General features: G+C 45.9%; 11 protein-coding genes. 5 read left to right on the top strand and 6 right to left on the bottom strand.

Features of this window, described 5'->3' with window-relative positions; translation table 11 throughout:
- Positions 1-18: 18 nt before the first annotated feature.
- Positions 19-2,316: an acyl-CoA dehydrogenase gene (locus tag EMM73_RS18295; RefSeq protein ID WP_127688229.1), complete on the top strand. Its 2,298-nt coding sequence runs from the start codon at positions 19-21 to the stop codon at positions 2,314-2,316.
- An 80-nt stretch (positions 2,317-2,396) separates the two neighbouring features.
- Here EMM73_RS18295 and EMM73_RS18290 read toward each other — a convergent pair whose 3' ends face one another.
- The 4 genes from EMM73_RS18290 to EMM73_RS18275 all read right to left on the bottom strand — a co-directional run bounded on the left by EMM73_RS18290 (position 2,397) and on the right by EMM73_RS18275 (position 6,945).
- Positions 2,397-3,056: a 3'-5' exonuclease gene (locus tag EMM73_RS18290; RefSeq protein WP_127688228.1), complete on the bottom strand. Its 660-nt coding sequence runs from the start codon at positions 3,054-3,056 to the stop codon at positions 2,397-2,399.
- Positions 3,057-4,877 (bottom strand): putative nucleotidyltransferase substrate binding domain-containing protein, encoded by a 1,821-nt coding sequence (locus EMM73_RS18285; protein ID WP_127688227.1) that lies wholly within the window; start codon positions 4,875-4,877, stop codon positions 3,057-3,059.
- Positions 4,878-4,952: 75 nt separating this feature from the next.
- Entirely contained in the window at positions 4,953-6,668 is a 1,716-nt protein-coding gene (locus EMM73_RS18280; RefSeq protein ID WP_127688226.1) for a sodium:solute symporter family protein, read from the bottom strand.
- Positions 6,669-6,678: 10 nt separating this feature from the next.
- Positions 6,679-6,945, bottom strand: coding sequence for a DUF4212 domain-containing protein (locus EMM73_RS18275; protein ID WP_127688225.1), 267 nt, complete (start codon positions 6,943-6,945; stop codon positions 6,679-6,681).
- Between the two features lie 180 nt (positions 6,946-7,125).
- Here EMM73_RS18275 and EMM73_RS18270 point away from each other — a divergent pair, with 180 nt between their 5' ends.
- Together EMM73_RS18270 and EMM73_RS18265 are read left to right on the top strand one after the other, a co-directional pair.
- A complete protein-coding gene (locus EMM73_RS18270) occupies positions 7,126-10,662 on the top strand; it encodes a PAS domain-containing hybrid sensor histidine kinase/response regulator (protein ID WP_127688224.1) in 3,537 nt (1,178 codons plus the stop codon).
- A 72-nt stretch (positions 10,663-10,734) separates the two neighbouring features.
- Positions 10,735-11,799 (top strand): AI-2E family transporter, encoded by a 1,065-nt coding sequence (locus EMM73_RS18265; protein WP_127688223.1) that lies wholly within the window; start codon positions 10,735-10,737, stop codon positions 11,797-11,799.
- Positions 11,800-11,836: 37 nt separating this feature from the next.
- Here EMM73_RS18265 and EMM73_RS18260 read toward each other — a convergent pair whose 3' ends face one another.
- Positions 11,837-12,508 carry a response regulator transcription factor gene (locus EMM73_RS18260; protein WP_127688222.1) on the bottom strand — a complete coding sequence of 224 codons (672 nt, stop codon included), beginning with the start codon at positions 12,506-12,508 and terminating at the stop codon, positions 11,837-11,839.
- A gap of 99 nt (positions 12,509-12,607) precedes the next feature.
- Positions 12,608-14,557 (bottom strand): acetate--CoA ligase, encoded by a 1,950-nt coding sequence (acs, locus tag EMM73_RS18255; RefSeq protein ID WP_127688221.1) that lies wholly within the window; start codon positions 14,555-14,557, stop codon positions 12,608-12,610.
- Positions 14,558-14,818: 261 nt separating this feature from the next.
- On the opposite strand from acs, the gene EMM73_RS18250 reads away from it, so the two are divergent.
- Together EMM73_RS18250 and EMM73_RS18245 are read left to right on the top strand one after the other, a co-directional pair.
- Positions 14,819-15,979, top strand: coding sequence for a DcaP family trimeric outer membrane transporter (locus tag EMM73_RS18250; protein ID WP_127688220.1), 1,161 nt, complete (start codon positions 14,819-14,821; stop codon positions 15,977-15,979).
- Between the two features lie 122 nt (positions 15,980-16,101).
- Positions 16,102-16,386 carry a DUF6482 family protein gene (locus EMM73_RS18245; protein WP_127688219.1) on the top strand — a complete coding sequence of 95 codons (285 nt, stop codon included), beginning with the start codon at positions 16,102-16,104 and terminating at the stop codon, positions 16,384-16,386.
- The last annotated feature ends 263 nt before the right edge of the window (positions 16,387-16,649 follow it).

The following is a 16,649-nucleotide window of genomic DNA, read 5'->3' as shown; positions in this document are numbered from 1 at the left end:
CTCTGGAAGGACGTGTTTATGTCAATTTTGATCCTGCTGTTGGTTGTGTTGATTGTTGTGCTCGGTGTAGCAGACATTCGCCGCAACCTGATCACCAAACCAGTGTTTGGCATCTTTAAGAAAATTTTACCTCCGCTGTCCGATACCGAACGTGAAGCGATGGAAGCAGGTGACGTCTGGTGGGATGGCGATTTGTTTCAGGGCAAGCCTGACTGGAAAAAGCTGCATGCTATTCCAAAGGCTGAATTGTCTGCTGAAGAACAAGCCTTTATGGACAATGAAGTAGAAACTCTGCTGAAAATGCTGGACGATTACAAAATTGTTCAGGAGCAGCGCGATTTACCGCCTGAAGTCTGGCAATACATCAAAGACAACGGCTTTTTTGCGATGATTATCCCAAAAAGCTACGGTGGCCGTGAGTTTTCTGCAATAGCCAACTCGACTATTGTATCCCGTATCGCGACCCGCAGCTTAACCGCAGCAGTCACAGTGATGGTACCTAACTCCTTAGGCCCCGGTGAGCTTTTGATGCATTACGGTACTACGGAGCAAAAAGACCGCTGGTTACCAGGTTTGGCTGCAGGCAAAGAAGTACCATGTTTCGCTTTAACAGGCCCTGAAGCAGGTTCTGATGCCGGTGGTATTCCGGATACAGGCGTAATTTGTAAAGGCCAGTTTGAAGGCAAAGAAGTTATAGGTATTCGCCTGAACTGGGATAAGCGTTATATCACGCTGGCTCCTGTGGCTACTGTATTAGGTCTGGCCTTTAAGTTGTACGACCCTGAAAATTTATTAGGTGAAAAAACTGAACTGGGTATTACCTGTGCGCTGATCCCAACCAGTCATGAAGGTGTTGAAATTGGTGATCGTCATTTCCCAATGAATATGGCCTTTATGAACGGTACGACCTACGGTAAAGATGTATTCATTCCGCTGGAATGGATTATCGGTGGTCCGGATTACGCAGGTCGTGGCTGGCGTATGCTGGTGGAATGTTTATCAGCAGGCCGTGGTATTTCTTTGCCAGCTCTGGCTACAGCCACAGGTCATTTAGCTACCCGCATGACAGGCGCTTACTCTTATGTGCGTCAGCAGTTTGGTATGGCCATTGGTAAATTTGAAGGGGTGCAGGAAAGTTTAGGCCGTATTGGTGCTTACACTTATAGCTTAGAAGCTATGCGCGTAATGACAGCCGGTGCAATAGACTTAAAGTTAAGCCCGTCTGTAGTCACTGCTATTGCAAAATACCATATGACAGAAATGTCCCGTACCTTGTTAAACGATGCCTTTGACGTTCACTCAGGCCGCGCTATTCAGGTGGGTCCGAAAAACTATTTGGCTCACGGTTATATGGGCATGCCTATTTCTATTACAGTAGAAGGCGCCAATATTTTAACCCGTAACCTGATGATTTTTGGCCAGGGCGCAACGCGCTGCCACCCCTATGTATTGCAGGAATTAGAAGCCGCAGCCAATCCGAATGTGGAAGAGGGTTTACAGCAATTCGACAGCCTGCTGATGAAGCATATTGGTTTCGCTTTGGGCAATACCTTTGGTGCGCTGTGGCAAGGTTTAACCCTGGGTCGTTTTAACTCCAGCCCTGTTTCTGGCGAAACTGCGAAGTACTACAAGCAGTTAAGCCGTATGAGTCGTGCCTTGGCCTTAAGTGCTGATTTTTCGATGTTGATGTTAGGTGGCGATTTAAAACGCAAAGAAATGCTGTCAGCCCGTTTAGGCGACGTATTAAGTCACTTGTATATGGCTTCTGCTGTGCTGAAGTTTTATGAAGACAATGGCCGTCAGGTAGCGGACTTACCTTTTGTCCGTTACTCCATCGAACGTAACTTGTTTGAAATTGGTAAGGCCTTCTCAGGCTTCTTCCAGAACTTCCCAAGCGCTGTGGTAGGACGTTTGTTAAAGACTCTGGTGTTCCCTTTTGGCATAGGTTACAAAATGCCAGCTGACGCTGTGACTCAGGACATTTCTGATGCGCTGTTAAAACCTGGTGTGATTCGTGACCGTTTAACTCACTTATGTTTCATTGGTGAAGGGGATGAAGACCCAACAGGTTTAATGGAATCAGCCTTTATTGCAGTGCATCAGGCTCAACCGATCATGAAGAAAATTTATGCGGCACAAAAACAAGGCACTGTACCACGTAAAATGCCTATGCATCAGTTGATCGCAAAAGCACTGGAATTGAACGTTATAACTGCAGACGAATCCAAACAATTGGTACGGATGAACGAATTACGTTTCAGCTCCATCAGTGTCGATAGCTTTAAGCCAGCCGAGTTATCTAAACACGCTCTGTAAGCTTTTGCTTAAGTGAACAAAGCCAGTCAGTCATGCCTGGCTTTTTTTATATTTTTAACCCTGAATCTAACAACCAAAATTTATCGGCTTTGTTGCAATAGCTCAGCCAGAGTGCAAGAAGTCCCCTTGGTTTTTAGTTGGGCCAGCAATAGTTGTGCACAGGCAAAGGCATCGGACAACGCATGATGTTCCGTTACTTCAGGCAGTTGATAACGAGCCAGACAAGCGGGCAAACTCAATGAGTTTTGTGCTACAGGTCCACCTTTTAGCTGCATTTTATACAGCTCCAGTTTCAGGGTATCGACTGCTTTAAACACAGGTGCACGGCCAAAGCTATTTTGGCAACTTTGCTTTAAAAAACTCAGCTCTAAAGCACAATGATGCGATACCAGGACAGAACCTTTAAGTTCCTGTAGCAGCATGCTCAATACGGCTTCCAGCTCTATCCCATGTTGCACCTGAGTATTGTGCAGACCATGGATGACGGCGCTTTGCCCAACAGACGCAGGGCTTTTGACTAATTGATACTGAGCCGAGTTTAATTGGATTTTGCTCTCAGTTATTTTGACCCAGCCTGCGCTGACAATATGATGTTTTTTTGCATTCAATCCCGTGGTTTCAAAATCCAACACCAGGAAGCTGGCTTTGCTGGCCAGACTTTGTTTATCAAGACTATGATCTTTTTCGTAGTCCAGTACCACTTGGTGTACAGGCACAGGTTTTTTCAGCCAGTTCCACATTTAAAGTTCCCGGCAAAAACGTTGTCTGAGTACTTGCTGTTCATCGCTGATTACGGCAAAGGCGTCTTTTAATTGATGGCGCTGCAGCAAATTAAGCTTGGAAGGATCAAGCAAATTGGATAAATGCCGGCCTCTGTCCAGATCTTCAGCCTGCAACTGCCAGCGCAAATGAGCCAGTACATCGAAAGCACCTTGCAAATTTTGTTGCTGGCGCTGAGTTAAAACCCCTTGTTGTTGTAACAAGGTTAATCGCTCTCTGGTGTTCACTGCATGAATGCCCGCAGACAATGCATAGACCCGGACTAAATCTGTGATCAGGCTGATCCCACGCTTTTTTAAATCCAGCCCTTTGCGTTGCCTGCCGTCTAATTCCAATAAGAAGTGTTTAAAAAAGCCCAGCGGCGGTTGGCGCTCAGTGGCATTTTTGGCCAGGTGGTATAAAAACAACTCGTTGTTTTTACAGCGAGCCAATACATCTTGCTGCAGCACATTGAATAAGGCTTTACTGCCGTAGATAAGCCTCATATCGAAAAAAATACTACTACTGAGCAGCGCTTGCGGATCTGGGGTATTCAGCCATTTGGCAAATCTGTTTGACCAGCCTTTGAGACTCAATCTGAGTTCCGGATTGGAGGCCATGATATGGCCATCACAAAGGGCCTGACCTGAGGAGGCTAGGCCATTGCAAACTATATCGGCTAAGGCGGAAAAGTAGTCTGCTACAGCACCTGTGGGTTCTTTTTCCAGCAGCAGCGCATTGTCCTGATCCGCGCTGGGTAACATATCTCTGCGCGCTTGAGAGCCAAATCCCAGCCAGCTAAAGACACAAGGTGCCGGGCCTAGTTGTTGCTCTGCGATCTGCAGCCAGCTTTGCGCTAATGCATCCATAATACTGGTCAGCACACTGCTTACTTCATAGGAGGGGAGTTGTTGCTCCGCCAATTGAATCGCAAGTTGTTGGATCTGTGGGGTAATGGCTTCCAAACCTTCGGCTTTGTGTTGACGATGAATATGGCTGATTAGATAAACCGGATGCTCCTGCTGATTGCGAATTAAATCTGTGGTGGTGAGAACCCCTATGGCTTTGCCATCCTGTTCTACGGGTAAGTGATGGATGTTAAATTGGCTCATCTTTTGAGTCGCTTCGAAGGCAAAGCGGTCGGCTTCGATACTCTGTGGAGTTTTTGTCATCACCTCACTAACTGTTGTTGAAGCAGGCAGACTTTTCGCCAGCACTCGGCTACGCAGGTCTCTGTCCGTAAGGATACCAACCAATTGTTCGTCTTGCTCTATCAGCAGGCAAGACACCCGCTGCTCTGTCATCAAAAGTGCGGCTTGTTGTACAGTTTGACTGCAGGTGATGGATACTTTGCGTCTTGTGACTAAATCTGCAACTTTTAATGTCGAGGTGTTTTTTTGTTGGGTGCTTTGGTACAAATGTAAACGGCGACTAAATAAGCGTTGGAAAAACAGATCAAAATTTTTGTATTGGTGACGTAACCGATCAAAACTTTCTGCAGGTAAAAAATACACCAGGCCGTCTTCTTCACACTGGATAGTGTCAGGATCAGCAAGACCGGTAAGTAGCAACTGATAGCCATAAAAATCGCCACTTTGTAAATGAGTCAGGCGCTGCTGTTCTGTATGCAAAGCAAATAAGCCGGAGCGGATCATAAGTAACTGAGGCTCAGGTTGCAGTTTCTCTCCTGCTGCCAGGTAAACCACGCTTAAATCTCTACAGACAGTCTCAAGCACATGATGAGCTAAATCGTCAAAAGGGGGAGTTTGCTTTAGAAAAGACACTACTTCCTGAACCTGCATACCACCTTCCTGCTTTGTCAAAAGGATAAGGCGTGTCACCACGCCTTATCAGGGTCAGTTATTTCTCGGATTGGCTTAGTGAGCCTGAGCTTCACCAGCACCTTTTGGAAAGCGGATTTGTTCAACAATATCCTGCACATCCTGCGGTACTTCTTTGGTGAATTTGCTTACTGTGAAAGCGACGACAAAGTTCACCACCATACCTACTGTACCTATGCCCTCTGGGGAGATACCAAAGAGCCAGTTTTCAGGTTTGTTTTCAGCAAATGGAGTGATGAAAATCCCTTTGAAGTACAGGATATAACTCACAGTGAAAATGATACCTGCCAACATACCGGCGATAGCACCTTCCTTATTCATTTTCTTGTAGAAAATACCAAGAATAATGGCAGGGAAGAAACTCGCCGCAGCTAAGCCGAAGGCAAAAGCCACCACCTCCGCGACAAAGCCCGGTGGGTTGATACCCAAATAACCTGCAATCACTATAGCGACAGCTGCTGCGCCCCGTGCTGCTAATAGTTCTTGCTTGTCAGTGATATTTGGCATCAGATTTCGTTTGAGTAAATCATGTGAAATCGACGTCGAAATCACCAGTAATAAACCTGCAGCTGTAGATAATGCAGCTGCAATACCACCAGCGGCGACTAGCGCAATCACCCAATCAGGTAACTGAGCAATTTCCGGGTTTGCCAACACCATGATGTCACGGTCAATCGTCATTTCGTTGCGCTCATCACCTGAGTAGAACATACGACCATCGCCATTTTTATCTTCGTGTTTAATCAAACCGGTTTTTTCCCAGTTTTTGATCCAGGTAGGGGCTTCTGCTACTAACGTACCCTGAGCATCAGGACCATTAATGGTATCAATCATGTTGTAGCGAGCAAATGCACCTATAGCAGGGGCAGTTGTGTACAAAATACTGATAAAAATCAATGCCCAACCTGCAGAGATACGAGCATCTTTGACGCGAGGTACAGTGAAGAAACGTACAATAACGTGAGGCAAACCCGCTGTACCTACCATTAAGGCTGCGGTAATAGCGAAGATATCTGCGGTGGATTTTGTGCCTTCAGTGTAAGCGGCAAAACCTAACTCAGCCGAGAGGCCGTCCAGCCTTTCAAGCAAGTGTAGACCTGAGCCATCCAGTAAGGTGGCACCTAAACCTGTTTGTGGTAACACATGACCTGTGATCATGATGGAAATGAAGATTGCTGGCACCATGTAGGCAAATATCAGTACACAATACTGAGCAACCTGAGTGTAAGTAATACCTTTCATACCACCTAATACAGCGTAGAAAAACACCACCGCCATACCGATGATCACGCCTGTAGTGATATCCACTTCCAGGAAACGGGAGAACACCACACCTACACCACGCATCTGACCTGCCACATAAGTGAAGGAGATTAAAATGGCGCAAATAACAGCGACTGTGCGTGCTGTTTGAGAGTAATACCGGTCACCTATAAAGTCAGGCACGGTAAATTTACCAAACTTACGCAGGTAGGGCGCCAAACATAACGCCAGCAGCACATAACCACCAGTCCAGCCCATCAGGTAGACAGAACCGTCATACCCCATAAAAGAAATTAAGCCGGCCATCGAAATAAACGATGCGGCAGACATCCAGTCAGCGGCTGTTGCCATACCGTTCGCTAAGGGTGATACACCGCCGCCAGCTACATAGAATTCCTGAGTTGAACCCGCCCGTGCCCAAATGGCAATAGCGATGTACAACGCAAAAGTTGCCCCAACCACTATATAAGTTAAAGTTTGTAAGTCCATCATCTACCCCTTAGTCTTCGTGGACGTCGTATTTACGGTCAAGCGCATTCATCTTGACGACGTAAATAAAGATCAGCAGAACGAAGGTGTAGATAGAGCCTTGTTGCGCGAACCAGAATCCGAGCTTAAAGCCAAAAAACTGCACCATATTCAGTTGGTCTACAAATAAAATCCCGGCCGCGAAGGATACCGCAAACCAGACCGCGAGCAGTTTAAGCATCAGCGAGACGTTCTCCCGCCAATAGGCTTTGGCTAATTCATTGCTTTGAAATGCCATCGTTGTCTTCCTCTTGTTGTTTTTTGTGGTTGTTATAGAAATTCTGTTGACTTGCATGCTTAATCTAGCAGTAGGTGCGGGAAGTGATAGCCCGACTTTAGTCGAACCCCAAAAAGCAGATCATTGACTTTCTGTTGCTTTAAGCCAAAAGTAACCACTGAAATCAGAGGGGAGTGCGCTTTGTCAGCCTGGATAGTTGCTTTATTGGCCTTGTTGTATGTGGGTTTGCTGTTTTTTATTGCAAACTGGGGCGAACGTCACGCCGGAGATCAACTACTACGAAAGTATGGTGGTCTGCTCTATAGTCTTGCTTTGGCTGTGTATTGCACGTCCTGGACTTATTATGGTGCAGTAGGGACAGCAGTGACGCAGGGCTGGGATTATATTCCGATTTATCTTGGGCCTATACTGGTGTTTCTGTTCGCGCAACCCTTTTTGTTTAAGCTGCTGTATGTAGCAAAAAAACAAAACGTGGCCTCTATCACTGACTTTATCAGCGCCCGTTATGGTAAACGCAAAAATATTGCTTTAGTGACGGCCTTACTGTGCCTGGTGGTGGTGATCCCCTACATTGCCTTGCAGCTAAAAGCAGTTGCCAGTTCCTATCAGGTGTTGCTGGGTCATGATTTATCCGATGAATATCTGCCTTGGTGGCAAGATACGGCCTGGTTCAGTGCTATGGCGATGACAGTTTTTGCGATTTTGTTTGGAACCCGTAAGGTTCAACTGACAGAACAAAATCGAGGTGTAATGGTAGCTATCGCCTTTGAATCTGTGGTGAAGTTATTTGCCTTGCTTTGTTTAGCCTTAATGACCTACTGGTTGTTGTTACCCGACCAGCTAGGCATAGACCAGTTTGTGCTGCACGCGAGCCACTTGCAACAAAACAGGGATCACAATAGTTGGCTTTCTTTGGCTATCAAAACCTTACTCGCCATGACGGCTATTTTCTTATTGCCAAGACAGTTTCATGTCGCTTTTGTTGAAAATGTAGACCACCGGCATTTACGGCACGCCAAACGCTGGACCAGCAGTTATTTGCTCTTGGTCACCGCAGTGGTGATCCCTATCGCACTGGCAGGCATGCATTTACTGCCGGGTCAGGAGCATTTGGCCGATAGTTTTGTGTTGTTGATCCCGGAAAAGTCTGGCTGGCATACCCTCAGTGTATTGGTGTTTATTGGTGGATTTTCCGCCGCAACTTCGATGATTATTATCTCCACATTGGCTTTGAGTACCATGATCAGTAATGACGTTGTGATGCCCACCATTTTGCGCCGTCCTGGCCATGGTCAGCGGATCAAAGACTACAGTGGGCTGATCCTCTTGGTGCGTCGCGCTATGATCATCGCCGTTATGTTACTGTCTTATGGTTATTACGCCTTATTTGCCCGCAATTATGAGTTAGCCGAGACAGGGCTTTTGGCTTTTGCTTTAGCTATTCAACTGGCTCCGGCTGTGGTCGGAGGCTTGTATTGGCGTCACGGTAATGCTTTTGGTGTTTATGCTGGTTTAGCTATAGGTTTTTCATTGTGGTTTTTCTGCCTTATGGTGCCACAGCTGGCTGCAGTGGGTGTACTTGAACAAAAGGTATTACAGCAGGGCTTGTTTGGTATTGAAGCTCTGAGGCCTACGTCACTGTTTGGTTTGCAAATGGATACTCTAAGCCATGGAGTGATTTGGTCTTTAGGTCTTAATCTGAGCTGTTATCTATTATTCTCCTTGCTGATTAAAGTGAATTTAAAAGACCGCTTACAGGCAGCAGCTTTTGTCAAACCCACTTTACCGCTGGAACATAAAGAACTTCCAGTCAAACGAGCTAAGGTTCGCAAAACAGATATCACTATGCTGCTTGAACGTTTTATCGGTGCGCAGCGTTGCGGTGAAGCGATGGCGGAGTTTCAACGTCGTTTTCCTGATCTTGATTTGACTGACAGTATCGCGGGGCCTGAGCTACTGGCTTTTGTTGAGCGCGAACTTGCTGGGGTTATAGGTGCAGCCTCAGCTCTAGCTGTGGTGAGTGCTGCAACTGAAGGCCGGCAATTGGAGCTGGAAGATGTCGTCACCTTATTTGACGATACTACTCAGGCTATTCAGTTCTCCCGTAAGATTTTATTCTCAACTTTAGAGCATTTAAGTCAGGGCGTCAGCGTGGTAGACCGGGATTTAAAACTGGTTGCCTGGAATAAGGCCTATTTAGAAATGTTCGACTATCCGGATGGTATGATCCGAATTGGCCGCCCCGTCGCCGATATAGTTCGTTTTAACGCAGAACGTGGGCTTTTTGGTGAAGGAGCGCCGGAAGAGCATGTGGTGAAGCGTATAGCCCATATGCAAAATGGTACTTCCCACGTATTCCAGCGGGTCAGGCCGGATGGCACTGTTATTGAAATGCGAGGAAATCCTATTCCCGGTGGTGGTTTTGTCACCAGCTTTACGGATATTACCGAACATGTTCGTGCTGTACAGCAGCTGGCGGAAGCCAAAGAACATCTGGAACAGCGGGTGCAAGAACGGACTCAGCGTATTAGCGAAATAAATCAGGAACTGGTGGAGGAGGTAGCAAGGCGCAGTACAACCGAGTTGCAGTTGTTACAGGCAAAAGCCGAAGCTGAAGCTGCCAATGCGTCGAAAACCCGTTTTTTAGCCTTAGCCAGCCACGATATTTTACAACCCCTGAATGCCGCCAGGCTTTTTACTGCAGCCCTGCAAAATCAGACCATGGAACATACTCAGCTAAAAATTATCCATCAGCTGGATAATTCACTCAAAGCGACTGAGGAGTTGATCGCGACATTACTGGATATTGCCCGGCTGGATGATGGCCGCTTACAACCTAAAATCCAGGTGGTGACATTAAAGAGTATTCTTCAGCCGCTGACGGATGAGTTCAGTTGGTTAGCTGACCAAAAGCAGCTTAAATTGAGAACTCATTTTGGTGAATGGCAGGTACAAAGTGACAGCACCTATTTACGCCGGATTTTGCAGAATATTTTAAGCAATGCAATTAAATACACCACATCAGGCCAGGTCATGTTGTCTTGCCGAAAAAGAGGGACACAGCTGTTACTGCAAATCTGGGATACAGGCCCTGGGGTGGCAGAACATGAACTAAAACGTATTTTTGATGATTTTTACCGCGTAGATAGTACAGCCAGAGGCCAGCAGGGTGTAGGACTTGGTCTGGCGGTTGTTCAGCGGATGACAAAACTTTTAGGTCACAAGTTAGAGGTTCGATCACGGGTTGGTAAAGGCACTGTTTTTAGCCTCTACTTACCTTTGGCCTCTGAGCAGGCGATCATTGAGGAAAAAGCCGTAGCCGACTCCCAGAATGCTGCCTTGCCTCATTGGCAAGTCCTTTGTGTGGATGACGACAGTTCAAATCTTGCTGCGCTCAGGGTTCTGTTGGAGCAGTGGCAGCTTGGCCAAGTTACAGGCTATGTTCGTGCTGAGCAGCTATTAGAGCAAGCTGCGGCTTTGGATAAGCCCGACCTGCTAATTTTAGACTTTCAGTTGGGACAAGGATTAAATGGTTTAGAGTTGTATCAGCAGTTAGAGCAATATTGGGGCAAAGTTGCCGGTATTTTAGTTTCTGCCGCACCAGAACCTGACTTAGCATCCCGCGCTAAAGCCGCTGGTTTGTTGTTTTTAGCTAAACCAATTAAACCTGCAGCTTTACGGGCAGGTATTAACCATTTGAAAAACCAACGTTCTTAATTCTGCCTCTATGTACTGAGTCCTTGTTATGGTTAAATGGCGCACAGATAAAACACAGCAATGGAGCGCTTTATGCTGGCGAAGTTAGAAGAACGGTTTTTTTTAGTCATGTTGGTTATTGTGACTCTGGCTTTCGGTTTTGTACTTGAGCCTTTTTGGGGCTGTATTTTTTGGGCCTGTGCTATTACGGTTATTTTTTATCCGGTACAAAGTAAAGTCAGACATCTTATCGGGGATAAACCCAACCGTGCGGCATTGATCACCTTATTGATTTGTATGCTGGTGGTTATATTACCAGTATTGGCTATAGGCGCAGCTTTTATTCAGGAAGGCGTTTCTTTTTACGACAAAATTGAAAAGGGAGAAATTAATCCCGGCGGTTTTATTGAGGCTATACGGCAGGCTTTCCCGGTAGTGACAGATTTCTTGGCTCGTTTTGGCATTGAAACCAATGGGTTACGCGAAAAAATGTCGTCAGGAGCTGTAGAAGCCAGTCGATTGCTCGCCAAAGAAGCTTTATCTATAGGTCAAAACACCTTTGGTTTTATTCTGAGCTTATGTTTGATGTTATACCTGACCTTTTTCTTGCTCAGGGATGGTCATCGTTTAGTTGAGCTCTTAGTCAAAGCTTTGCCTCTGGGCGATGAGCGTGAACGTATACTATTTGCTAAGTTTGCTGAAGTAACCAGGGCTACAGTCAAAGGTAATCTGGTGGTTGCTATAGTGCAGGGCGCTTTGGGAGGCTTTATTTTCTGGTTGTTAGGTTTACCAGCGCCTATTCTGTGGGGGGTGGTGATGGCCTTTTTATCCTTATTACCTGCTGTCGGGGCTGCTTTGGTATGGTTGCCGGTGTCCTTGTATTGGTATGCCACAGGTGACTGGGTTATCGCTACCATTCTTGTGGCTTATGGTGCTTTGGTGATTGGACTTGCAGACAATATTTTGCGACCCGTTCTGGTAGGACGTGATACTAAACTTCCTGACTATCTGGTGCTGTTTTCTACTTTAGGCGGTATCACCTTGATGGGCATTAATGGTTTTGTGCTGGGCCCTATGGTAGCGGCGCTGTTCCTGGTGTTCTGGCAAATTTTTATTGACGAATTTCAATTGCCTCAGCAACACAACGACCCTGAATAGTCAGGTTCGTTGTGTTTTATTGAGTCTGTTGAATTGACTATTGAGCGATAAGCGTTTTATCTGCAGGCGCTTCAAGTTGCAGACGCTGCGCTTGGATCACTACTTGTGTTCTGTTGGTAACACCGAGCTTGCGAAATATGGCAGTGATGTGAGCTTTCACCGTAGCTTCTGAAATATGTAAATCATAAGCAATTTGTTTATTAAGCCAGCCTTCGGTTAAATAAAACAATACTTTATATTGCTGAGGTGTCAGTTCCGCTACTTTAGCTGCCAGATCTAAATCTGGCTGATGTTGGTGCTGATTCATCACCTGACTATAGATAGCCTGTGGTACCCAGAGTTCACCATCAATGACTGCGCTTAAGGCCTTGCCAATTTCCGCAGGATGGGATGATTTAGGAATAAAAGCGGATGCACCAAAAGCCATTACACGTTTAATCACATCCAGATCATCGCTGGCTGAAATCACCACTATCGGCAAGGTTGGATATTGCTTCCGAAGTTGGATCAGTCCCAAAAATCCACAGTTTCCGGGCATATGCAGATCGAGCAGCAATAAATCGGCGTCAGGATGCTGCAATAAAGCCTCGCAAGTGGCTTCAAAACTATCAGTTTCTATGGTGGCTTTGGTGACAAACGTATTACTGATCGCGTGGATCAGTGCGTTTCGAAACAGTGGATGATCATCTGCGACAATTAACTTTGCCATATAAAACTCCTAACCCAGCCTCTGTCATCTAAGCAGAGGCTGGGTTTAGCTAAAGTGTAGTCGCTATTAATGAAATATAAGCAACTTCTTGTCAACAGCTTAGCGGTTTAATCTGTTTTGGATCAAGTGCTCCACAACAGATGGATCGGCTAAAGTAGAGATATCGCCTAACTGATCATATTCGTTGGCAGCAATTTTACGCAGTATACGCCGCATAATTTTACCAGAACGAGTTTTGGGCAAGCTCGGTGTCCATTGAATAATATCAGGTGCTGCAATAGGGGAAATTTCACGCCTTACCCAATCACGCACTGCTTTGGTCAGCTCATCACTGGGTTCTACACCAACACGAGGAGCCACAAACACGTAAATCCCTTGCCCCTTAATATCATGTGGGTAACCAACTACTGCAGCTTCTGCGATGGCATCATGAGCGACCAGACAACTTTCTATTTCAGCTGTGCCCAGACGATGACCGGAAATATTGAGTACATCATCAACCCGACCTGTCAGCCAATAATATCCGTCTTCATCGCGTTTTGCTCCGTCGCCGGTAAAATACATACCTTTGTAAGTGCTAAAATAAGTCTGTTCAAAACGCTCATGGTCGCCAAATACAGTTCGCATTTGTCCTGGCCAGCTATCGAGTATCACTAAGTTACCCTCAGCGACGCCCTCTACCAGCTCACCTTCGTTGGTAACAATAGCAGGTTTTACGCCAAAAAATGGCCGAGTGGCAGAGCCAGGTTTCAGGGCTGTAGCGCCAGGTAGCGGCGTAATTAAAATGCCGCCAGTTTCTGTTTGCCACCAGGTATCGACAATAGGGCAGTTGTCTTTGCCATAACTCTGGTGATACCAGCTCCAAGCTTCAGGATTAATCGGTTCACCAACGCTACCCAAAATGGAGAGGGAGGACAAATCCGCCCCGTCTACAGCCACTGTGCCGTGGGCCATTAAAGCGCGAATGGCTGTTGGCGCTGTGTATAGAATGTTGACTTTGTATTTATCAACCACCTGAGCAATACGTTTTACGCTTGGGTAAGTAGGAACCCCCTCGAATAACACGCTGGTTGCGCCATTAGCCAGAGGCCCATAGACTATATATGTATGTCCTGTGACCCAGCCAATATCAGCGGCACACCAATAAATATCGCCTTCTTTATAGTCGAACACATATTGATGTGTCATCGAAGCCCATACCATGTAACCACCTGTCGTGTGCAGAACACCCTTAGGTTTACCTGTTGAGCCTGAGGTGTACAGAATAAACAGAGGGTCTTCAGCATTCATGACCTCTGGTTCACAGTGTTTTGGCTCTTTTGCCAGTATTTCGTGATACCACAAATCGCGACCCTGGTGGAAATCGATGTTTTCACCAACATGCTTAACTACTATTACATGCTTAGCTGGGTTAGCATCACCTAAGTGTGCTAAAGCCTGGTCGGTATTGTCTTTCAAATAAGTCAAACGGCTACCACGGGCGGCCTGATCAGATGTGATGACTAATTTTGAATCGCAATCCTGAATACGACTGCCTAAAGCATCAGGTGAAAAACCTGCAAACACCACAGAGTGTATAGCACCAATGCGCGCACAAGCTAATAGTGAGACAACCGCTGCAGGGATCATGGGTAGATAAATAGTAACGCGATCGCCTTTGTTTACACCCAAAGTCCGCATTGCATTTGCAAGCTGACATACTTCGTCGTACAACTCTTGATAAGTAACAGCTTTTTGGACTCCAGGCTCGTCACCTTCCCAATAATAGGCAACATCTTTGGCTTTTTCGGGCAGATGGCGGTCTAAACAGTTGTAGCTGGCGTTCAAGCTACCATCACTAAACCAATTGACATGCACATTTCCCAAATCAAAGCTGGTGTCTTTTACTTTTGTAAAAGGGGTAAACCAACTGATCCTTTTGCCATGATTAGCCCAAAACTGATCGGGTTGACTCACCGATTCTTCATACATTGCCAGATACTGTTCGTTCGTTACCAAAGTCTTTGCTTTGATATGTTCTGGTACCGGATAAAGCTGGGCGTGACTCATTTTAATATTCCCCTGTCTTGTAGGCTCGGTGGTTTATTTACTCAACAACAACCACCTGTTATGGCTATGCTTGTTCTACCTTTTTTACTGCGCCAACAACATTAGACCTTAGTCTAGCCAAGCCTGGTGAGGTCGTCAGTTACAAATATGAATAAAAAACAATCTGCGACTAAAGGCTAATTGTCGCTTTGGCAAAAGCAAACCAAAGTTGAATGGTGGTACAGACAATAACAACATTTTAACTTGGACCAGGAGAAAACAATGCTGACGAAAAAACCTCTTGCCAGCTTAGTAGCATTAGCACTAGCCGGGCTCTGCACTCAAGCACAGGCCACGGTAAAATTTGGTGATACAGAACTTACTTACGGCGGATACATTAAACTCGATACCATGTGGACAGATACATCTGATGGACAAATAGCGACTGGGGTCGGACGTGACTTTTACGTTCCTGGTGTAACTCCGGTTGGTGGTGTAGGAGAATCTGCAACTTTCGACGCCCATGCCCGCCAGTCGCGCTTCTTTTTGAAAACAGCAACAATGCTGGATAATGGCAAAAAAATTAATGGCACCCTCGAGTTCGATATGATGTCGACTTATCCTATTGGCGACGAACGTATTAGTAATGGATATGCGCCGGAACTTCGCCATGCATTCCTAACTTATGACAATTGGTTGATGGGACAAACCTGGTCAACTTTTATGGACCTTGCTTCTTTACCTGATAGTTTAGATTTTATCGGTAACACAGACGGGGCTATCTTTGCTCGTCAGGCTCAGGTGCGTTATACCAACGGCGGCTGGCAGGTTGCTTTGGAAAACCCAGAAACGACAGTGACGCCAAATAATGGTGGTGCCCGTATCGTGACAGACGATAACTCAGTGCCAGATGTGGTGGTTAAATATAACCATGCGGCAAGCTGGGGTTCGGTGGCTGTAGCTGTAATCGCACGCCAATTGTCTATTGAATCTGCGGGTATAGATGACAGCACCAATGGCTACGCAGTGTCTTTTTCTGGAAAATATAATATCTCTGCCACGGACGATATCCGTTTCACCATTAATAGTGGTGAAGGTTTGGGCCGTTATATAGGATTAAACACCAGCAACGATGCTGTGCTTGACGCCGCTGGCAAGCTCGATGCGATTAAAGTTACTGGTTATGCTTTAGCCTATAAGCATGCTTGGGCCGATAAATGGCGCTCTAGTCTGATTTATTCAGCCCAGCATATTGATAATGACGCGCAGTTGACTGGTTTGGCTGTAACAGACAATACCAGTAGTTACGCAGTCAACCTTATTTATCAAGCCGCCAGTAAACTGATGTTTGGTGTGGAGCTGCGTCACGCCACCCGTGAAATTCTCTCTGGAGCCGACGGTGATCTAAACCGCGTGCAGTTTACCGCTAAATACGACTTTTAACTGATCCGCAGTTCAAACAATGCAAAGGACGACTTCAAGCGTCCTTTGCATTTTCTGATACATACATCCAAATACCTTCTTAGTGCGTAGATTAAAAAGATAACCTAAATGAGGGGTGGAATATGCACAGAATAGAACATTTGAATCGTCAGGATGTCGTGATCAACGAACTTGTTATCCATTCTATTGAAATGGGTATTTACCTTGCACAAGTAGATTACGATAACAGAGTAGCGTTTCTGGTCGACGCAGAAAACAGACCTCAACGCTTTTTGAGTGTCGAACAAGTGAAACAAGCTTTAGCTGAAGCCACTATCAAAAAAGCATTTTTACAGCATCAGTCCGCTTACGATGAGATGATCGGTGGTCCGGAAAAAGCGGATAATAGTCTGCGTATCCCTGTTTGAGGTCTTAAATGAACGTTTTTTGCTCTTTTTGCTCCTTTAATGAGCGAACGAGCGCGAATATCATCAAATTGTCATTTTAGGGGTTGTGCAGGATTAAAAACTCCCTATAATGCGCGCCATGCCAACGGGGTGATGCGAAAGCAGCTCTGAAGTGGTTTTGAAATGAAGTGAAAAATGATGAAAAACATCGCTTGACACACAGTTGAAAATCACTAAAATGGCCGCCTCGCAGCGCGGTGGAGTCGAAAGGCTCAAAAGTGAAG

Source organism: Rheinheimera sediminis, assembly GCF_004005375.1.
Taxonomy (GTDB): domain Bacteria; phylum Pseudomonadota; class Gammaproteobacteria; order Enterobacterales; family Alteromonadaceae; genus Pararheinheimera.
Note: the sequence above shows the minus strand (reverse complement) of the source record. Positions and strands in the feature narration are given on the sequence as shown.